The 20720-nt window shown below is 38.7% G+C and carries 20 protein-coding genes (1 of these 20 running past the window's edge); 11 read left to right on the top strand and 9 right to left on the bottom strand.

Annotated features, from left to right (window positions below; all coding sequences use genetic code 11):
- The 5 genes in view from AC1DDX_RS05625 to AC1DDX_RS05605 are tightly spaced (at most 32 nt apart) and all read left to right on the top strand, a layout consistent with a single transcriptional unit that may run on beyond the window.
- Positions 1 to 2006, top strand: the 3' portion of a protein-coding gene (locus AC1DDX_RS05625) for a SusC/RagA family TonB-linked outer membrane protein (RefSeq protein ID WP_477621846.1). Its footprint begins 1411 nt before the window's first position; only the last 2006 of its 3417 coding nucleotides appear in the window; its start codon lies off the left edge, out of view; it ends in the stop codon at positions 2004 to 2006.
- Positions 2007 to 2029: 23 nt separating this feature from the next.
- The gene (locus AC1DDX_RS05620) at positions 2030 to 3619 is read left to right on the top strand and encodes a SusD/RagB family nutrient-binding outer membrane lipoprotein (protein ID WP_337715883.1); all 1590 of its coding nucleotides are present in this window, start codon (positions 2030 to 2032) and stop codon (positions 3617 to 3619) included.
- 22 nt (positions 3620 to 3641) lie between these two features.
- Positions 3642 to 4625 carry a glycosyl hydrolase family 18 protein gene (locus AC1DDX_RS05615; RefSeq protein ID WP_337715881.1) on the top strand — a complete coding sequence of 328 codons (984 nt, stop codon included), beginning with the start codon at positions 3642 to 3644 and terminating at the stop codon, positions 4623 to 4625.
- Between the two features lie 32 nt (positions 4626 to 4657).
- Complete coding sequence (locus AC1DDX_RS05610; protein ID WP_337715879.1) at positions 4658 to 5995, top strand: glycosyl hydrolase family 18 protein; 1338 nt, start codon at positions 4658 to 4660, stop codon at positions 5993 to 5995.
- Entirely contained in the window at positions 5992 to 7185 is a 1194-nt protein-coding gene (locus AC1DDX_RS05605) for a DUF5009 domain-containing protein (RefSeq protein ID WP_477611796.1), read from the top strand. The genes AC1DDX_RS05610 and AC1DDX_RS05605 overlap by 4 nt, the downstream gene beginning before the upstream one ends.
- Here AC1DDX_RS05605 and AC1DDX_RS05600 read toward each other — a convergent pair.
- From AC1DDX_RS05600 to AC1DDX_RS05585, 4 genes are all read right to left on the bottom strand, one after another.
- Entirely contained in the window at positions 7182 to 7778 is a 597-nt protein-coding gene (locus tag AC1DDX_RS05600) for an RNA polymerase sigma factor (protein ID WP_172661033.1), read from the bottom strand. The genes AC1DDX_RS05605 and AC1DDX_RS05600 overlap by 4 nt on opposite strands.
- 377 nt (positions 7779 to 8155) lie before the next feature.
- Positions 8156 to 9085, bottom strand: coding sequence for a bestrophin family protein (locus AC1DDX_RS05595; protein WP_172661032.1), 930 nt, complete (start codon positions 9083 to 9085; stop codon positions 8156 to 8158).
- A 36-nt stretch (positions 9086 to 9121) separates the two neighbouring features.
- The gene (locus tag AC1DDX_RS05590; protein ID WP_172661031.1) at positions 9122 to 9616 is read right to left on the bottom strand and encodes a hypothetical protein; all 495 of its coding nucleotides are present in this window, start codon (positions 9614 to 9616) and stop codon (positions 9122 to 9124) included.
- Between the two features lie 238 nt (positions 9617 to 9854).
- Positions 9855 to 10535, bottom strand: coding sequence for a response regulator transcription factor (locus tag AC1DDX_RS05585; RefSeq protein ID WP_172661030.1), 681 nt, complete (start codon positions 10533 to 10535; stop codon positions 9855 to 9857).
- 157 nt (positions 10536 to 10692) lie between these two features.
- Between AC1DDX_RS05585 and AC1DDX_RS05580 the strand changes: the two genes are divergently transcribed.
- Positions 10693 to 12012: a DUF3887 domain-containing protein gene (locus AC1DDX_RS05580; RefSeq protein WP_337715875.1), complete on the top strand. Its 1320-nt coding sequence runs from the start codon at positions 10693 to 10695 to the stop codon at positions 12010 to 12012.
- A 99-nt stretch (positions 12013 to 12111) separates the two neighbouring features.
- Positions 12112 to 12471, top strand: a complete 360-nt coding sequence (locus tag AC1DDX_RS05575) for a response regulator transcription factor (protein ID WP_477621845.1) — start codon at positions 12112 to 12114, stop codon at positions 12469 to 12471.
- Positions 12472 to 12564: 93 nt separating this feature from the next.
- Here the strand turns inward: AC1DDX_RS05575 and AC1DDX_RS05570 are convergent, their stop codons facing one another.
- Positions 12565 to 13065, bottom strand: a complete 501-nt coding sequence (locus tag AC1DDX_RS05570) for a DinB family protein (protein WP_288879572.1) — start codon at positions 13063 to 13065, stop codon at positions 12565 to 12567.
- A gap of 106 nt (positions 13066 to 13171) precedes the next feature.
- A complete protein-coding gene (locus tag AC1DDX_RS05565) occupies positions 13172 to 13480 on the bottom strand; it encodes a hypothetical protein (RefSeq protein WP_288879574.1) in 309 nt (102 codons plus the stop codon).
- Between the two features lie 134 nt (positions 13481 to 13614).
- On the opposite strand from AC1DDX_RS05565, the gene AC1DDX_RS05560 reads away from it, so the two are divergent.
- The 3 genes from AC1DDX_RS05560 (at position 13615) to AC1DDX_RS05550 (ending at position 15596) form a co-directional block, all read left to right on the top strand.
- Complete coding sequence (locus tag AC1DDX_RS05560; protein ID WP_172661025.1) at positions 13615 to 14205, top strand: hypothetical protein; 591 nt, start codon at positions 13615 to 13617, stop codon at positions 14203 to 14205.
- Positions 14206 to 14300: 95 nt separating this feature from the next.
- Positions 14301 to 14798 carry a cupin domain-containing protein gene (locus AC1DDX_RS05555; protein ID WP_337715874.1) on the top strand — a complete coding sequence of 166 codons (498 nt, stop codon included), beginning with the start codon at positions 14301 to 14303 and terminating at the stop codon, positions 14796 to 14798.
- 66 nt (positions 14799 to 14864) lie between these two features.
- The gene (locus AC1DDX_RS05550) at positions 14865 to 15596 is read left to right on the top strand and encodes an acyl-CoA desaturase (protein ID WP_048903852.1); all 732 of its coding nucleotides are present in this window, start codon (positions 14865 to 14867) and stop codon (positions 15594 to 15596) included.
- A 279-nt stretch (positions 15597 to 15875) separates the two neighbouring features.
- Here the strand turns inward: AC1DDX_RS05550 and AC1DDX_RS05545 are convergent, their stop codons facing one another.
- The 3 genes from AC1DDX_RS05545 to AC1DDX_RS05535 all read right to left on the bottom strand — a co-directional run bounded on the left by AC1DDX_RS05545 (position 15876) and on the right by AC1DDX_RS05535 (position 19841).
- Positions 15876 to 17186, bottom strand: coding sequence for a DEAD/DEAH box helicase (locus tag AC1DDX_RS05545; protein WP_172661024.1), 1311 nt, complete (start codon positions 17184 to 17186; stop codon positions 15876 to 15878).
- Between the two features lie 107 nt (positions 17187 to 17293).
- Positions 17294 to 18643, bottom strand: coding sequence for an MFS transporter (locus AC1DDX_RS05540; protein WP_288879579.1), 1350 nt, complete (start codon positions 18641 to 18643; stop codon positions 17294 to 17296).
- A 40-nt stretch (positions 18644 to 18683) separates the two neighbouring features.
- Positions 18684 to 19841 (bottom strand): APC family permease, encoded by a 1158-nt coding sequence (locus AC1DDX_RS05535; protein ID WP_477621848.1) that lies wholly within the window; start codon positions 19839 to 19841, stop codon positions 18684 to 18686.
- Between the two features lie 194 nt (positions 19842 to 20035).
- Here AC1DDX_RS05535 and AC1DDX_RS05530 point away from each other — a divergent pair.
- A partial coding sequence (locus tag AC1DDX_RS05530; RefSeq protein WP_477621844.1) for an ATP-binding protein occupies positions 20036 to 20720 on the top strand: 685 nt, incomplete at its 3' end.

Raw genomic sequence — 20720 nt, 5'->3', positions numbered from 1 at the left:
CTCTCGAAGCCAGGGCTTTTTACATGGACGAAAATGTAAATAATCGTCCTGCTTTGGCTGATGATCCGGGGAATATTGGAAATGCTTTTATAGGACTTGCAAATAATGTAGATCAGGCATGGTTTGCAGAAACTTATAAAAACCCAGATGGTTCTTATATCGAATGGGGTGGTGGTCAGTATCGTTTAAATCCATATTGGGTAATTAACGAAATGAAGAACACAACCAAAAAGAATCGTCTGTTAGGTGCCCTGCAATTAAACTATGAAATCACCGATTGGTTAAGTATTCAAGGTCGCGGATCAACAGACCTTACCTATATCAATTTTGAAAAATTCAGTCCAAGAACTACACCGGGTGTAGTAACCGGAGCGCTGGATCAGATCAACAGAAAGCACGTAACTACAGAGGCCGATGTATTAATTACCGGGCAAAAACAGGTTACACCTTCTCTTTATCTGGCCGCCCGTTTAGGGGGTAGTATTTCGAGGGTACACAACAATGCAGACTTTATGCAGTTCACAAATCTTACTGTTCCTGATGCAATTACCCCTACAAGTTTTACCGATAAAAGTATTATCCCTGTGCCGTATAAAAAGAACTTAAACTCTGTTTATGCACTGCTTAGTGTAGGCTATAAAGGTTATCTGTACCTGGATGCAACAGTTAGAAATGATGCTTATTCTACATTGAATAAAGACTATGTTTATCCATCACTGTCTTCAAGTTTTGTCTTCTCTGATGCCTTTAAATTAAGTAAGAAAGTCTTAACGATGGGTAAATTAAGAGCGGCAATTTCTGAGGTGGCTAGTGATACCGATCCTTATTTACTGGACCTATACTATTCGGTAAATCCATTGTCTTTTAACGGAATGTCTTATGGAGGATTGAATACGGCCAGAATGCCAAATGCCAATCTGTTGCCAACCCGTACACGCTCCTGGGAAATAGGTACGGAACTAAAGTTCTTTGAAAACAGAATTGGACTTGATGTTACTTATTACAACCAAAGATCAAGAGATCAGATCAATAATGTTCCAAGTCCTTTCTCCTCAGGTTTTTCTACAAGGATGATCAATGCAGGAGTGGTTTCAAATAAAGGGATCGAGGTACTGCTTACTGCAAGTCCGGTTGCCAAGAAAGATTTTAAATGGGATGTGAGCTTTAATTTCGCCCGTAATGTCAATAAAGTTGAATCTCTGGCCGATGGTGTTCCTTTTTTAACCCTATCGGAGGCGAGATGGATGGGGGTTGCGGTAATAGCAAAACCAGGTGAAAACTATGGCTCTATCTTGTCGTTCGACTATCAGAAAGATCCCAATGGAAATGTGATACTTGACCCTACTACACTTTTGCCTCTGCAAAGCGACGAAAGACAAGTAGTTGGTAAAGGAATTTACGATTGGACAGGTGGTGTTAGCAATACGGTTTATTTCAAAAACTTTAGTTTAAGTGCACTTATCGATGTGAAGTTCGGGTCAGACCTGTTTTCAATGACTAATCTTTTTGCCGCCAGTCGTGGTAGTTTAAACACTACACTTGCCGGACGTGAAGAATGGATTGCATCGGAAGAAGAAAGACAGGCCCAGGGTTACACACTTGACCAATGGAAGGCAATAGGAAAGGTGAGGGGCTTAGTTCCTGAAGGTGTAGTGAAAGACGAGAATGGAAACTTTGTTAAAAACACAAAAGCCGTTGATCCTTCAGTTTACTGGCCACAGATCGTATCAAGCGGTGGTGTAGCCAGACCTTATATCTACTCTGGAACTTATGTTAAAATGCGTGAGATCACCTTGGGGTATACCATTCCTGAAAGAATCTCTGCTAAATGGGGAGTTAGAAATATACAGGTAGCGCTGGTAAGCCGAAATCCATTTATTCTTTTCAGCGATGTACCAAATGTAGATCCTGATTCTAATTACAATAATGGAAACGGACAGGGTCTGGAGTACGGCTCTTTGCCAACCAGACGCAGCTGGGGCTTTAATTTAAACTTTAAGTTTTAAGAGATTCATCAAGGGAGATAAACATGAAAACGAATTTAAAAAAATACGCATTCGTACTTGCCATAATGGTATTGATGCTCAGTGCCTGTAAAAAATTTGGGGATGTAAATATTGATCCTACCAGATCAAGCAATCTTGATCCTTCTTTACAGCTCACAAACGTTCAACTACGCTTCTCAGGAGATCTGGAAGTAAATGAAAAGCTGGGTCTTGTATTTACAATGCCTCTTGTACAGCAAATTGGAGGAATCTGGCTGAATAGAAATGGCCAGTTCTACGTATACGACCGAAACTACCTTTCCTCTTTATGGAATAACACGTACAACAATGATGTGGTAAATATTGTAGATGCGGTGAACCGGACTAAAAACGATCCTTTAAAAACGAATCTGAATGCCATCTGTCGTATTATGAAGGTGTATGAATTTGCCAGAATAACAGATGTGTATGGAGATATCCCATATTTTGAAGCGGGAAAAGCATTTACAGATGGAATAGTACAACCCAAGTTTGATAAACAGGAAGAAATCTACAACGACTTTTTTAAAGAACTTGCCGAGGCCTCGGCCCAACTTGATGCTTCTAAGGATGCCGTGAAAGGCGATCTTTTCTATAATGGTGGAATTGCTTCATGGAAAAAATTCGCCAATTCGCTTAGGCTAAGGTATGCCATGCGTTTGGTAAAGATTAATCCTGATAAAGCAAAAACGGAAGCTCAGGCTGCATTTGCGGCGGGTGTTTTTACCAGCAATGCGGAGATGTGTAAAATAGTTCATCAGGATGTACAAAACAGCTATATAGATATTAGAGGAAATGGCGTGTCTGCAGCTTTTTGTCAGTCTGAGGTTATTCCTCGTGTTCAGGACCCTTTCATAGAACAACTGAGAAGTACTAACGACCCTCGTCTTTCACATATGGTGAGGTATTATATTGACATTGTGAACAGACCTTTTGAACGCACAGACATCACAGATCAGGTTAAAGCGCAGATTGGTTATAACGGGGTACCTCCTAATGAGTACATTTGGGATGGCTGGATGAATCCGATCACCATTGACATACCAGGTGTTGGGCCAACTGAGGCCGTTAACAACGATCAAAAAGCGCAGCTAGCTAATTTCCTCATTCGTAACAATGCCCCTTTTCTTCACCAGACTTATGCCGAAGTTGAATTGCTACTTGCCGAAGCAACAGTAAGATGGGGCGCAACTTTTGGTGGCACAGCTGCAGAACATTATGCAAAAGGTATTGAAGCTGCAATTTCGCAGTTAAGCCTTTTCCCGGGCGGGCCTTCTATCAGCTCAACAGACATCAGCAATTTCATAAAAGGGAACAACCTGATTCCGGGAAGGGAAATTGAGATGATCAACAAACAGCTGTGGATTGCATTGCTTTTAAACGGACCGGAAGCTTACGCAAACTGGAGAAGAACAGGCTTTCCTGCCTTAGCTTCATCTACTAATTACGACTCATCCGTTCAAACCACGCCAAGAAGATTTGAATATCCAATTTTTGAACTGGAGCAAAATGCAGTGAATGCTGCTGCTGCGGTGGCTGCAATTGGGCCTGGTGGTAATACCTGGACCAACAGGGTTTGGTGGGATAAACCATAATGTTAAACCTAATTTTCATACGATGAGAAAGTCAAGAATTTTTATACAAATCATTTGCTTGTTTGCATTAGTGTCCTGTGCCAAATCAAAAGCAACAGATCAGAGTATGCCAGACAAAAAAGATAAAGGGTTTTATGTTGTTGGATATATATTTGGAAGCGGCGACCTGGATGCGGAATCAGCAAAGCTGGACTTCAGCAAGATCACACATTTGAACATTGCTTTTTTAAATCCGGATGCCAATGGATTGTTTAGTCCATCTGCAGGTTTAACGGCAGCCATAAAAAGGGCACATGACAATAAGGTAAAGGTTTTGTTCTCCATTGGAGGAGGGAATGCCCCGCAACATTTAAAGGAACTGATCAAACCAGCTAAACGTGCTGAATTGATTAAGGAACTGGTTAAGCTAACCAATACCTATAATTTTGACGGGGTAGATGTTGACCTGGAAGGAGACTTTATTGATTTGAACTATGAAGGGTTGATTGTTGAATTGTCGAGCGCCTTAAAGCCGCATAAAAAACTACTAACAGCGGCAGTAGCAACCTGGAACGGAAATGCAATATCAGATAAGGCACTGGCTTTGTTCGATCTGGTTAACATCATGTCTTATGACCAGACGGGTCCGTGGAATAAAGAAAAACCGGGCCCCCATTCAACCTATGAAGCGGCAGAAACAGACTTTGCTTATTGGAACACTTCCAGAAGCGTGCCTGCAAATAAGCTTACACTTGGCTTGCCATTTTATGGATATGGTTTTGGCCCCTCAATTCAGGAGAGCTATTCTTATGGCGATATTGTAACAGGATTTCCAGGCTCAGAGCTTGTTGATTTTGTTGTAGTGCCCAATAAGGGAACGATCTATTATAACGGATTACCAACCATAAAGAAAAAGGTCGGCTTTGCTTTGAATAAAAAAGCAGGAGGCATCATGATCTGGCAATTGCTGGGAGATGCAACAGGAGATAAATCACTTTTGTCGGCCATAAATACCTTAATCCAATAAGAGAAATTATTTAAAATAATAAAGATATTCAGATGAAAAAAATAGTATACCTTATATTTCCCCTGCTGATATTTATGCTCGGGTGTAAAAAAGACAATGATGAGGTTGGCGGAGATTTTCATCCCCGGATCTTCGACCAGGGATTGGTATTTCAGTCGCCATCCAGAATTATACAGGAAGGGCAATCGGCCGTTTATAACCGCCTGCTATTTTCCCCGGCTCCCGGAGCTAAAACAAAATTAAGCTGGAAGGTAGATGGTAAAGAGGTTTCAACAGATACTGCCTTTACATTTACCCCCACGGCAGGAGGTGAATTTGAAATTAAACTGGAAGCCACATTTAATGGACAGACTGCCACACGCCTATCTAAGGTTCTGGTTAGCCCATCCACTTATACACCAAAAGTTAGCCCATTTGTAAATATGCCTTATCTTTCTGAAAACGGGGTTTCGGCCAATGTTACCTGGGCCAATGTTTCCCATGTGGCTTTTAGCGGGGCAAGGGTGCTTCCCGATGGAGAGGTTGATTTTTCGAAGGGAAACCAGAATCAAAACATAGATGAACTTGTTGCCCGGGGCCATATGAATGGCGTTCCGGTGCTGCTGGGTGTTACTGGCCGACTGTCGGGAGTAGATGGATGGTCGTTATACAACAGTACAGATTTTGGTTTGGTGATCAGCGATGCAGCAAAAAGAGCTCATCTGGTACAAGCCCTTACTCAATATGTTGTAAACAGAAAGCTGGACGGAATAGATGTCATGATGACAGACCTAAGTAACGACGTTTACGATATCTCTGCTAAAAGTGCTCAATCCGTTGGCCCTTTCGTATCAGAGTTAAAGGCGGCATTACCAGTTGGAAGCATTGTTACCGCCACGGTAACCACAAACTATATGCATTGGGAATATACTGATCTTTCTAAAGCAGATTGGATAAATGTTCACGCATTTGAGGATGGTGCACACGTAGGCCCGGGAGCTCCTTTAGGACAGCAGTCATCACTTAGTTTTATGAATGATGGCGCAACCATCTGGCGAAATAAAGGTTTCCCTGCTAACAAAATTGTGCTAGGAATACCAGCTTTTGGTGTAAGGTATCTTGAATTAGATGGAGACGGTAATAACCTGAGCTGGGGATCTTATGATTATATGCAGTTTAAAGACATATTAGTAAAAGACCCAACGGCTGCTCAAAAAGAATTTACAGCTGTTGAAGCTAAAGGTGTATATTTCAATGGAATTCCGCTGGTAACTCAAAAAGCCAATTACATAAAAGAAAAAGGCTTTAAAGGAGCGTATCTTTGGGCAGGCGACTATGATGCAGTGGGCGAAAATTCCTTAATGAATACATTAAGCAAGATACTCAAATGACAGCTAAGCCAGGGGTAACATTATCCAGACTGATTTCTATCGATGCCTTCAGGGCAATAGTGATGATATTGATGATTTTTGTAAACGATCTGTGGACCTTAATTGACATTCCGGGTTGGCTTGAACATGTTTCGGCCGATGCCGATGGTATGGGGCTTGCCGATGTTGTATTTCCCGCTTTTTTATTTATCGTAGGCTTATCTGTGCCCTATGCAATAGAGAGCAGAAGCAAAAAGGGCGATACAAACACCACAGTATTTTTTCATATTGTAGCAAGAACGATAGCACTGTTGGTAATGGGCTTGTTCCTTGTCAATTCAGAAAGCTATGCAGATAATGCAATTTTGCCTAAGGATGTCTGGATGATTTTATTGGTAGCCGCCTTTTTTCTGATATGGATGGCCTATAAAAACCCTGAGTCATTAACCGTAAAACTGTTAAGGGCTGGGGGAGTTTTACTATTGGCTATATTGGCCGCCCTCTATAAAACAGAAACCGGCAATGGAATAACAGCTATGGGTATTCATTGGTGGGGTATACTTGGGTTAATTGGCTGGGCTTACTTCATTGCTTCCTGTGTTTATCTTTTCTCGGCCGGAAAACCCGTGATTCAGGTGCTTGCCCTTGTTTTTTTTATGCTTTTTAGCAGTGCCTCATTTCTCGACTGGCTGGGGCCAATAGAAAGCATAAAAAAGTACGTTTGGATCGCAGGGGATGGGTCAATGCCTGCATTTAGTATGGCAGGCATCATTACTTCCATTGCGTATCGAAACCTTAGTTCAGCAAATAAGAAATTCTGGATATTGATGGTTCTGTTTGCTGTTCTACTTATTGGATTTGGTTTGCTTACACGCCCTGTTTGGGGAATCTCTAAGATCAGGGCAACACCATCGTGGACGGCCATCTGCTCGGGTATAGGAATTCTTGGGTTTTTAGTAATGGTGTACATCAGTGATATCCGAAAAGTGGCGAGCTGGTATAACTACATTAAACCGGCCGGTACCAGCACACTTACCTGTTATTTGATACCCTATATCCATTATGCATTAATTGGACTACTCGGACTTTCGCAGTTACCGGAGGTCATGCGCACAGGGGTGCCAGGCTTATTTAAATCATTGATTTATGCCTTGCTAATTGTATCAGTTACAGGTTTGCTGGAAAAAAGAAATATCAGGTTAAAAATTTAGAGATCGCCCAGGATCATAAGAATAAGAATGGAAAGAAGAGAATCACGCAAAACGTTGACTGCATTATGAAGGGTATTGTAAACCGTTCTTTCTGTAAGCTCCGTTTTGTGTGAAATTTCTTTGAACGATAAACAGTCAAAATAACGTAGCTGTACAATTTCTTTTTGCCTTGGAGTAAGCTTATTCAGCGCATGCTCCAAGCGTTTTTTTAGCTGCTCATCTTCCTGGCTCGCAATCAGTATTGCTTCGTAAGAATGAACTGAAACATATTGTTCATTAAGGTCCTCCAGGTGTACAACTTTACCAGGATCCTTGCGGATTTCCTTTTGATAGGTTTTATACATAATCCTTTTATAGACGGTAAAAACATATTGCTGAATGTTTTGTACATGGCTTAGTTTATCCCTTATTTGCCAAAGCTCTATAAACAAGTTTTGGATGCTCTCTTTAACCAATTCCGGATTTCGGTACAGCGACATCCCAAAACGATAGAGGTCGTCATAGAATAAATTGAAGCAGGTGTAAAGACCCTGCTTCTCACCCTCGACCAGGAGCTTCCAGTTTTTTGTAATTCCCTGATGATTATATTCCATGTACCTACCTTTTCGAAGAAAGACGTTGTAAGAAAACGAAAATAAGAAAAAATATCAGGATATGTTTGCCTCAAATGATGTTAAAGTAAGGTCTATTGTTATACAATAACTCCAGCTTTTTGTAATAAAAAATAAGTTTATAATACAATTTTCTTTTGCTATTGTTTTGCTTCTCTTTTGCTATTCTTTTGGTGAGACAATAAAATAGCAAAATTTATGCAGCATAAATACAACGTATCTGCAAAATTTGATTGATGCCTGCTACTAGCCTCGGTTGGAATTGGAAATGCAAAGGAAAACAGCGATGATCRACAAAGATTGAGTGCATGCTGTTTTCCTTTCTTCACTAGAGAAAAACGAAATGAGTTCCTATGATTTTATAGAATATAAAACAATTGTGATTTTATCAGCAAATCAGTATTGTGCTTTTCCTCTTGCCTGTAGTTTTCTTTAAGCATTTGTTTCACATCACGTTCAATGTTATTGGAAATTGTAGTAGTTGGCGTATCCGTAGGTTTGTTCTCGAAAGGATCCTGAAGATGAATGGCCATTTTTTCTATCAGAAAAAAAGAGCAGGATATCGCAATCACCAATGGTACTTCTACAATGCCAAAGAATTCTATCAGGCCAAATGGCAGTAACATGATAAAAAGGACTAAAGCGAAATGAATATATACACTGTAAGTTGCCGGAAAAATGGTGTTTTTAATTCTCTCACAGCCTCCCATATGGTTGGAAAAACGCGTTAATGTTTTATCTATTTCCACCTGTTGGTAGGTATTGATCCATTCCAGTTTGTGTGCATTTCGGAGATCAAACCCCTGCAGTTCCAGCAATGCCAATGGGATATTATTACAACTTTTAATATGATTGTAATCTTCCTCGGAAAGTAATTTTTCGAGTCCTGGCATAATATCCTGACGCCTTAAATGTCTGCCAAGTGCATAGCACCATGCTACTTGCCTTTTTGCCATTTTTTCGCAAAATGCTTTTCCGTCGGCCGAGCTGTAAGGAGTATCTACAAAAGTGAGCAGCTGCCGGGTTAAACTTCTGGTATCATTTACAATTGCCCCCCAAATGGTTCTTGCTTCCCACCAGCGGTCGTAAGCCTGGTTAGATTTAAAGGCAAGCAACAGAGAGATTACCGTTCCCAGTATAGTGGGAACGGCAATAGGAATGGAAATCCTTGTGAAATGAAAGTTATTATATACAATTGCTATTAAAATAGCGTAGGCACTTACAAGAATGATCTCTTTACGAATCTTACCGGCTATATAGCTAATAGGAATATTTTCTTTTAATAGCATAGGATTAATTTTTAGGTGAAGTAATAGCCGTTAAGTTTAGGCTAACAATGTTTCCAATGTTTCGGCTTCCAGTATGATCTTTCTTTTTGGAAGCTCGGCAACAGGCGTGTTGGTATTAATATGGATTACAGGAGTGCCCGAACGCTGAACTAACAAAGCAGGGTCAATGCTGTTACTGTTCAGTTTACCGGTGGAGCAAAAAGAGGGGTCAAGAATTTGATTAACTCCGGCGTTTTCAAGGTAATCGCGAAACATGCCTACTGTACTTCCATAAAAAAACTCTATTTTAATTGCTTTAATTAAGGAGTAAGTCTGTTTCATGAGTTCGCACTGATCATAAAATTCCTGACTTACATATTTGTATTCCCTGTTCCTTCGGGAAAGCATTAAAAGATCACCCATTCTGTCGGAAAGTTTGAACATATGGATAAAAATAAAGTTCAATTCCTGTTCAGGTAATTGTTTGCATAACGTTGGGATGCAGTTTACCGATGCAGGGTTAAAATCGGTGGGGATAAGTATTGTTTGCATAACTAAATAATTAATGGTTAATGTTATACTGCAATACTAGGCCCCAATGATTAAAAGGGGATAAGAGGTAAATTAGAATTTGATTAGAAAATCATATTTAATTATATGTGTAAGTTGTTGTTTTATAGGGTGTTTTTGTGGGCTGTTTGATGGGTTTTTTATACTTATTAGAATTTGATTAGAAATTTGGGTATAAATTTTCTTTGGCACCGCAAACTGGCACTAGAATTTAACCTCGTTAAGCTTCTTCTTTTAATATATAACCCATTCCAAAAACGGTATGGATAAGCTTTTGCCCGGTCCCGTTATCTATCTTCTTTCTGAGGTAGTTTACATAAACATCAACCACGTTGGTGCCCATATTGAAGTCGATATCCCATACATTTTCGAGAATCTGTATCCGCGAAAGTATTTTATTTGCATTCTTTACAAAATATTCGAGCAAGCGATATTCTGTTGCAGTGAGACTTATGGGTTTATCGTTTCTTTTGGCGGTTTTGGAATTAAAATCCAATTCAAGGTCGGCAATATGGATGCTGTTTCCAGCCTCGCCTGGTGTACTTCTCCTTCTTACCAGCGATCTTATACGGGCCTCCAGCTCAGCAAATTTGAATGGTTTAACAACGTAGTCATCAGCTCCGCTGTCTAATCCGGTTACTATATTTTCGGTACTGCCCAATGCTGTTAGCATCAGGATGCTCACGTTTTTATTGACTTTACGCACTTCCCTGCAAATTTGTATCCCATTAACGCCGGGGAGCATGATGTCGAGAATAATCAGATCAAATTGGTGCTTTACTGCCATTTCTAATCCTGTAGTTCCGTCGGCCGCAACACTTACCTCCATATTGGCTTCCGTTAATCCTCTAACCATTACAGAAATTAGACCGGGTTCATCTTCAATCAATAGTATCTTCATATACTTTGTTTTCTCAAATGGGGAAAATATAATATTCCTGTCAATAAACAGATTTTAGGAGCAAAAAGTTACATTAAAAGTATTTTTTACTAAATAATGCTAGCTTTGGTTTGAAGTCTCTAAACGAAAGACCTGAAAATCAATTATTATTATTTAAATGAAGAAAGTAATTCTATTAATCTTTGCGTTGTTTGTTACAACAACTGCGTTCTCACAGGGTGTGTTAAATTTATTAGGTCGTTCACAGGATTTCTTTAAGCTTTTGGAAGACCAAAAGTATACAGACGCTTACGGATATCTTGATAGTACTTTTCAGGCGAAAGTTCCTGAAGAGGATCTAAAAAAGCTATGGACGCAAATTTCAGAGAAACTTGGTAAAATTGAAACATTAGATGTGATCAGCAGTAAAACCCAGGGAGAGTTTTTTGTGGTTACGATGGAAGGGAAATTTACTAATGATGATCAAAATTTTCTTTTGGCCTTCAATAAAGCTGAAAAGATAGTTGGTTTTTTTCTTCAACCAAAGTCTACAGCAGCTACTTACGTACTCCCGGCCTATGCAGATACGACCTTATATAAGGAAACTGAAATAAATGTTAAAACACCCGGACATACTTTGGTTGGCATGTTAACTGTGCCGAAAAAGCTTTCCAGTTACCCGGTTGTGGTTCTGGTTCATGGATCCGGACCAGCCGATATGGATGAGACTGTTGGCCCTAATAAGCCGTTAAAGGATATTGCGCTTGGTTTGGCATCAAAAGGAATAGCTTCTATTCGTTATGTAAAAAGAACAATGATTTATGCCGGTGAGTTTGGAAAGGCTTTTACCGTTAAAGAGGAAGTGATGGACGATGCGCTTGCCGCAATTGCACTTGCAAAGACTTTACCTGCAGTAAACAAGAAACAGATCTATTTGCTTGGACATAGCCTTGGAGGTATGATTGCACCAAGAATAGCTACTTTGGCGCCCGATTTAAATGGGATTATAATGCTTGCTGCGCCTGCAAGGAAGTTTACAGATCTTTTGGTTGAGCAAAACAAATATATGTTTGGCCTTTCAAAAGATACCTCGGCAGCAGGCAAGAAAACACTTGATACGGTAATTAAGGAGTTGGAGGTAACCAGAATAACTAAGCTTGGAACCATGAAGGCTGATTCTGTTTTGTTGGGTTTGCCAGCTTCTTACTGGGTTGATATAAATGTAAACGACCAGGTTGCTGCGGCAAAGAAATTAGCAAAACAGCGTATTTTTGTTGGACAGGGTGGAAACGATTTTCAGGTTTCAACTACTGATTACAATTTATGGAACACTGCTATAGGTAAGAAAAAAGGCGCTATGGTAAAATTGTATCCTGAACTTAATCACCTTTTAAGTCCTCAAACGGAAAAAGGCTCAATGGAGCAGTACAGAACTCCTGTAAGCGTTTCTGATGTACTGATAACAGATATCGCTACCTGGATAAAAGCCAAACCGTAAGTTATTTTTTACTAATAAGTAACATTTATATGCAGTTTTGTCATATATGGCAATATTGTTGCTAGCATTAGCGGAAACCATATTAATATAAGATCCGTTATGATAAAAAGAATACACATACTTGAAGATGATGAARATATAAGGTACATAATTGGTGTTCTCCTTAAAGATGAGGGGTATGAATTACAGCTTTCTTCTACATTTACTGAGCTTAAAAGTAAATTAAAAGACAGTGTGCCAGATCTTTTCATTTTAGATGTAATGATACCTGATGGCGATGGTACTGACATTTGTGGTGATTTGAAAAGTGATCCTTTTACTAAACACATTCCAATTATAGTGATGTCTGCAAATGATCAGAATAAACAAAAAAGTTTAGATGCAGGGGCTAATGATTACATCAGTAAGCCATTTGATATTGATTACATTGTAAAACGAATTAATTCGCAATTGGCGTAATAATAAGTACAGACATAAATAAAAAAGATGATCAAAGTTGATCATCTTTTTTATTTATGTCATTTTGCTTTAGGATACCCGCCCTCTTCTTTTTTATACCAGCTGCTGTATGTTTTTGATTTGATGTGTATGCCTTTGCATGTGATAGATAAGAAAGTTGATCCACTCTAATCTTGTGAATTTTCCAAATCCCGGAATCTCAAAATCTGTATAGATAAAAGATAAGTCCTGTTTATTAATTGCATCAGTCATCTGTTTTGTTAAGGACTTTAGATTATCGACCAATATCTCCTTTTTATGAGGTGGCTGAGCGGGCAGCACAAACTCTGGTGAACTCATTTTAGTCGTAAAGTCTAAAAATATACCTTTAATGAGCTCTACCTTTTTATCCGGTGCCCTCTCGGTTGGTACTGCTTTATCATTAACTATTTTTATTACCCCATCAAAGGACTGTGAGATGTGATCTGTAACCTGCCCTGCAGTCCAGCTACCTTCAAAAGGGATTTTATTTATTTGCTCTTCTGATAGCGCGGAAACGACATTTAATAATTCGTTTGTTGTTTCTGTTACTTTGTTTAAGGTTTCTGTTTTCATGGGTTTTGATTTTATAACTTAAAGTTACATCCATTTAGCTTTTGATAACAGGTGCAGATACGGCAATATACAGGGTGTATTGCGACCGGTTGATAAGGCGATGTGACTAGTTAAATATATCAAAAGATGACGACACAAGTTCCAAAAAATCGATGTGCGGCTCAATTTCCAATCTTTGATCTCTTTCCTTTTGAAATGATTTAAAAGATTCCAGGTTAAACAGGTTTTGTTGGGCAGCTTCGTTTTTATGTATCGAAATATGCGTAAATGTTTTGCCATCTTCGGCAAGATATGATGAATAGCGAATGCCTGAATCTTTAATGTTTCTTAAATCGGTTATAAATTCGTTTACGTTTTCCTGATTCTTTTTGGCAAATTCTGCCTTTACAGTATAAGTTACTTTGACAATTTTCATGATGTTCTGTTAATTAAATTAAAAGTTGTTTTATGTATAGACGATTGACAAAATTGAAATAGGACATAATCTTTTATTTTGTAATATGTCGAGAAGTAATTAACTTCAACGAATAGCATCTAAAAGTTAGCATTTTGGAAGATAGCATTAAAGGACTTGTACCACATGTATTGAGTTTTATTATAAATGAGCTTTGCAAGAATGGCTTTATGATTGCTTATGAAAAGGACCTATCGGATTTAAAAGGCCTGATTGAGCCCGATTCTATTTCACCTGATGATTTTGAACTGCTGGAGGCTGTTGATGATGATGTTGTACGCGTTTTGCTTGGGTCTATTGATAAGGTAATAAAATGTTCTAAAACCTATTTTCTGATAAATAATCTTGACGAAATGGAGGTAATGGAAAATGAAGAGTATAATCTGCTGGCTTCCGATAATTACTATACTTATATTATTGATTGGGAAAGTAAAAGTTACAAAGACCTGCTCTACAATTTAAACGCAGTTTATTTTTCTATTTCGCAACTGCTGTATCATACCACTTGCCAAATTAAACTTGATGAAGTTGAAATACCAGAGGATATGTATGATGAGTTTCTGGATAAGTATTCGGATTTGTTAAGAGGCAAGATAAATCCTGATGATAAAAATATTTCGCTGTTATACGATCTTATAATAGACTTAAATACTGATCTGGGTGATATAGATAAGCTCACAGATTAACTCTTTTATTGGTTTTTTTGATTTTTTTTGTCTCTGTTAATGAAAGCTTAAGCAGTTTTAAGTAAGTTTGGGATTTAAAATATACCACTTATAAAATGTCAGATCAGAAAAAAGAAATATTCGAAGGCGTAGCACAGCGCTTAAAGATTGAAGGATTTAATGTAGTTAACCGTGATGAGACCCGTCCGTGGGGAGGTTTTTTTGTAATTGATGAAGAACAGGCGCAGCAATTTGCAAACGTTTATTTTGAAGGTTTAAATGTTGATGATCTTAAAATTTCAGGTAAACTAAGTCCTAAAATATTAATCGTTGCTCCAAATACACGTTTGTCGTGGCAATATCACCACCGTCGTGCTGAAATATGGAGAGTAGTTAACGGTACTGTTGGTGTGATCACAAGTGATACCGATGAGCAGGGGGAAGTAAAACAATTAACTCCCGGACAAAGCATAAAATTAAAGCAAGGTGAAAGACACCGTTTAATAGGTTTAGAAGACTGGGGTATTGTTTCAGAAATCTGGCAACACACAGACCCAGCTAAGCCATCTGATGAGAGCGATATTGTAAGGGTTCAGGACGACTTCGGAAGATAATGCATCTTCCTGTCATTTAATGACATCATTGTATCTAAACACCTATAATACTCGTTAATATCTTATATGATAATTTTATTATTTTTTCTGGCACATTGGTTTTTGTCTCTTTTTTCTCAAACCTTCTTTTTACACCGTTATGCATCGCATAAGATGTTTAAAATGAATGGTTTTTGGGAGAAGTTTTTTTACGCAATTACCTTTTTGTCTCAAGGGTCGTCTTTCTTAAATCCAAGAGCGTATGCGATTTTACATCGTATGCACCATGCTTTTAGTGATACAGAAAAAGACCCGCACTCTCCACATTTTGTAAAAGATGTTTGGGGCATGATGATTCAGACAAAAAACATTTATCTGAATTATTCAAAATATAACCATGAGCCTGAAGAGCAGTTTCGTGATAACTATCCTGCATGGCCACTTATTGATAAGATAGGAGATTCCTGGATTACACGTCTTGTGTTCATTAGCTTTTACATTTGGTTTTATGTAACTTTTGCTACCGCATGGTGGATGTTTTTATTGTTGCCAATACACTTTTTAATGGGACCTCTTCATGGTGCGATTGTAAATTGGTGTGGACATAAATACGGTTATTCCAATCATGATAATGATGATCACAGCAAAAACTCTTTGCCTCTTGATTTTCTGATGCTGGGTGAGCTGTTCCAGAACAACCACCACAAAAAACCTAATAGCCCTAATTTTGCCTCAAAATGGTTTGAGTTTGATCCTACTTATCCACTCATGAAAGTGATGCACTGGATGAGGATTATTAAGTTGAGAAAGTCAAATTAAGAGTAGTAAAAGCACGAAAGGCAGTGAACTTTTACAAACACTTGTGAACGGTTACACTAAATGGTAGTGATTAATGATATCAGAATAGCCTTTAGAGTTAGTAATACTAGATATAGTTATTAACAATGTAAAAGATAMACCTCATAAAAAAGGGCAGGATCTTCTTTCGAAGATCCTGCCCTTTTTTATTTTTTTCCTACAAATTCAATGTCTGGAAGAGGGCCTAGCGTTCTTTTGCGCTTCTTCAGCGCAAATTAATGCAACCCGAAAACAGATCATTTAATTTGACTTCTTTTTGTTGTTGCCGCTCCAGCGTCTGCTTCCACTGCTTGGGGTTCTTTTTGCACCGCTTAAGTTAGGCTGACGTTCTGTTCTTTCGGGGCGTTGTCCTCTTGATGGCTTAGCTTTGCCTTTTGATTTTGCAGCAGCAGCACCTGACATCAGGCTTTGCCAGCTCATCGCAAAAGGGTGATCTTCGGTAACAGGTATTTTTAAGCCGATCAATTTCTCGATATCGTCTAAAAATTCTTTCTCTTCCGAATCACAAAATGATAGCGCAGTACCACTTAAGCCTGCACGACCAGTACGGCCAATTCTGTGTACATAAGTCTCAGGTATATTTGGCAGCTCGTAGTTGATTACATGAGTTAATTCATCAACATCAATACCCCGTGCGGCAATATCAGTAGCAACCAATATACGTGTGGTTTTAGCTTTGAAATTGGTTAATGCACGTTGTCTGGCATTTTGTGATTTATTACCATGGATGGCTTCGGCTTTAACACCAACTTTGATCAGGTCTTTTACGATGCGATCGGCACCATGTTTTGTACGAGAAAATACCAATGCAGTTTGAATGGTTTTGTCTTTTAAAATATGGTGCAATAAATCTTTCTTGTCGTTTTTTTCTACATAAAAGATCTCTTGTTGAATCTTTTCTGCTGTAGATGAAATAGGGGTAACCTCAACCTTAATTGGATTTGTAAGGATCGTATTGGCTAAAGTCTGGATTTCCTTTGGCATGGTAGCCGAGAAAAACAAAGTCTGTCTTTTAACAGGTAATTTAGCAATAACCTTCTTTACATCATGGATGAAACCCATGTCAAGCATTCTGTCGGCTTCATCAAGAACAAAGATCTCGATATCACGCAGGTTGATAAAGCCCTGATTCATCAGGTCTAGTAATCTTCCTGGAGTAGCAACAAGAATGTCGACACCTCTGTGTAGCGCATCTGTTTGTGCTTTTTGTCCAACACCACCAAATATTACCAGTTGTTTTAAAGGCAGGTTTTTTCCATAAGCTTTAAAGCTCTCTTCAATTTGTATGGCAAGCTCACGTGTTGGTGTTAATACCAATGCTTTTATCGCTTTATGTATTTTCGTATTGGTGTGAGGTTTACTAAGCAACTGTAACATTGGGATAGCAAATGCGGCAGTTTTACCTGTACCGGTTTGTGCACACCCTAACAGATCTCTGTTTTGAAGTATGGATGGTATGGATTGTTCTTGTATTGGGGTAGGTTGTGTATAACCTTCTGTTTGCAGCGCTTTTAAAATTGGCTCAATCAGGTTTAATTCTTCGAATAACAATGTATTTGTATTTTAATGTATAATAGAGGCAAAAGAATATCACCTCGCTGCAAAGGTACATATAAACTTCCGGCTTTTATTCATATCCCGGTTTTATAGCTATGTGGCTATAAATCAGAAGCTTTGTTTTCTTTGAAACGACTAAAAAACAGGAGGGCCAGGACGCAAAGCACAAAGCCAACAACCCCGTTTAAACGCAGCCCGTAATCATTTCCAGGGTCTTTACCATATACGGTTAACATAGCGAATATGGCTATTCCCATAGTTTGGCCTAATTTTACAAAGAGATATTTAACGGCAAAAAACATCCCTTCGTGGTTTTCTCCTGTTTCTTTTGTGTCATTTTGAGCAATATCAGCTAAAATAGCATTAGGTAAAATGCCTAAAGACGCCAAAGGGAAAGACGCAAATATTACCAGTATATACATTTGGACGGCAGGAGAAAAGGGCAGGTGCCCTAAGAAATAAATGGTGACAAATATTAAGCTGAGTATCGCAAATGCAACTAGTACCAGGGGCTTTTTGCCAAACCTTTTGGCTCCATAATTAATAAAGGGATAAAAGCAGAGTGATAGAATTACCATGGTACCCATAAATTTACCGCCATCAGAATCCGGCAGACCTAATAATACGGTAACGAAGAAAAGCAGGCCACTTGAAATGATACTAAGGGCAATGTAGTAAGTGAAATCAGAGATCAGGTAATACTTAAAATTGGTGTTTCTGAATGTGTTTTTAAGTGCAGGTATGAGTTCGATATGCGTTGGTTTGGCATCGGTATATTCTTTTTCATCTATAAACATAACCGGTAAGATCATAACCAGCCCAGAGAATATGCTGAGGCAAAAGATGGTGTATTGCAGGGCTTCGGATCTGTCTGTGATTTTAAAAACATCCTGTATCAGATCAGCATAATTATTGCACATGGCTCCAATTATCATCCCTAAAACAAAGCCCACCTGCTGAAAGGTAGATAGTTTGACTTTCTGATCAGCACTGTGTGTTAATTCAGCAAGCAGTGCATTATAAGGAATAATATAGGTGGTAACCGAAATAAAAAAACCAGCAAGTACTATGGTAAGCCACCAGGCATTGGTAATGCTTTCGCCCTTAACCATAGGATAGAAAACCAGTGAGCAACATACCACTGCCGGCACTATTGCATATTTCATAATAGGAATGCGCCTGCCTTTTGGGTTGTCGCTGGCGTCGCTGACGGAGGCAATGAACGGGTCATATATGGCATCAAACAATCTGCCGGATGCAGCAATGAGTGATAAAATATTAAAGGCACCGAATACCAATAATTGGGGAACCAGCGGAGTGAGTCCTGAATTGTTTGGAGGAAGATAAAAATAGGGCAGCATAACTATAATAATGTTGGTCATGATGCTCCAGCCCATCATTCCTGCTGCATAGGCAATTTCTTTTTTAAAGGGTAATTCTTTTATCGGCATTTTATATAGGGTGATGGATTGAGCTTGTTAATTCTGGTTGCTATGTTCGGTTTCTTTGGTAAAATCGGTTTATGAAATAGATGATAATAAAGCATGCAAAGATCAATAAACCATTTATTGCGGCTTGCGGATCGTCGGCATAAATGCTGATAGCTACAAATAAATAGGCGGCAATAAATATTAATGGCATTAAGGGATACAGGCGCATACTGTAAATGGTATTTTTATCAAGATGGGGGGTTCGCTTTCTTAAAAAGAATATGGTAGCCGCGGAAGTAGCCATACCAATACAATCTAAAAATATGGTGTAGTTCAGGATTTTGTCGAATGTTTGAGCGTAAAACAATGTAATGATAGAGATGATTGTGAATACAGTTAAGCTCACAAACATGACATCCGATTTTTTGCTCTTTTTAGTAAAGATTGCAGGTAATGCTTTCTCTTCGCCCATGGCAAACATAGCGCGTGGATTGCTTAGTAAATTGACATTTACATAGCCTAAAACAGAAAGGTAAATTAAGCAGGATAACACAGTAAAACCTATGGGACCAAAGATTTTTCCCGCAAGTATTGCAGCAATGCTTTCGGCTGTTTTTAGCTGTTCAAACCCTATGACCCTTACATATACGTAATTAATTGCCATGTAAAGTATAAAAATGATAGCTAAGCCGGTAAAGATTGAGCGGGGGATAATTTTACCCGGAGATTTTGTTTCGCCCCCAAAGTTGATGGTTTGCTGATATCCGCCAAAGGTAAAAGAGATGCCGATTAAACAGATGCCCAGGGCCTTGCCATAATCAAACAGGGTTGGGGTAGTTGAACCTGATGTGTTGAAAGTGGAAGGAGAGCTTACTGCTGCCGGCCCCATAAACACAGCGCCAATTAATATAAGCACCATGCCTATTTTTATTAACGARAGTACGTTTTGCGTTTTAGAGCTAACTTTTAGTCCCAATAAATTGATGAAGTAAAACAGACCAATAGAAATAGCTGCAATAGCTATTCTTGAAAACTCGGTTTGCATTTCAACGGGTAAAATAATCTTACTTAAATACTCAGCTCCAATAATTGAAACACCTGCAACTGAAGCGGCATTTGAAACTACTATGATGCAGTTGATGGCGAAAGCAATGGAAGGATGGTAAAATGCAGAGAATATTTTATAATACCCGCCGGTAACCGGAAAACGAGATCCTATTTATTACCAGACTTACAACGATCATTGATAAGTCAAGCATGGAGAGCTGTTTTTCAGGTCGCATATTGAGCATGATTTAATTTGTTTGAATATACATGAAAATGTGCATTTGTTGAAACTTTGTAATTGATTCCCCAGCTTATTCGAGTAAATTTACTGCATTATAGTATTTTTGTATTATACTTACTTACATCATGGCTGAACCGAATTATAACGAAGATAGTATACGCTCCCTCGATTGGAAAGAGCACATCAGATTACGTCCCGGTATGTACATTGGTAAACTGGGCGATGGATCTGCACAGGACGATGGGATTTATGTTTTGCTGAAAGAAATTGTGGATAACTCAATTGATGAGTTTGTGATGGGATCTGGCAGAACAATTGAAATTACGGTATCCGAACACAAGGTTAATGTTAGGGATTACGGTAGGGGTATTCCTTTGGGTAAGGTAATAGACTGCGTATCTAAAATAAACACCGGTGGTAAGTATGATAGTAATGCCTTCCAAAAATCTGTAGGGTTAAATGGTGTGGGTACTAAGGCGGTAAATGCGCTCTCTACCAATTTTGTGGTTCAGTCTTATCGTGATGGGAAAACGAAAAAAGTAGAATTCTCTAAAGGTGAAATTGTTTTGGAGAATGATATTATTGAAACTACTCAGCGCAATGGTACAGCAATTACTTTTTATCCGGATGAGACTATTTTTAGAAACTACCACTACATTTCTGATTTTGTAGAGAGTATGATCTGGAACTATGTGTTCCTGAATACAGGCCTTACAGTCAATTTTAATAATCAAAAATACTTCTCGGAAAGGGGGTTGTACGACCTGCTTTCTAAATTTAACAAAGCCGATGAATTACGCTATCCTATCA

The organism is Pedobacter sp. 10L46_2, from assembly GCF_056395165.1.
Note: the sequence above shows the minus strand (reverse complement) of the source record. Positions and strands in the feature narration are given on the sequence as shown.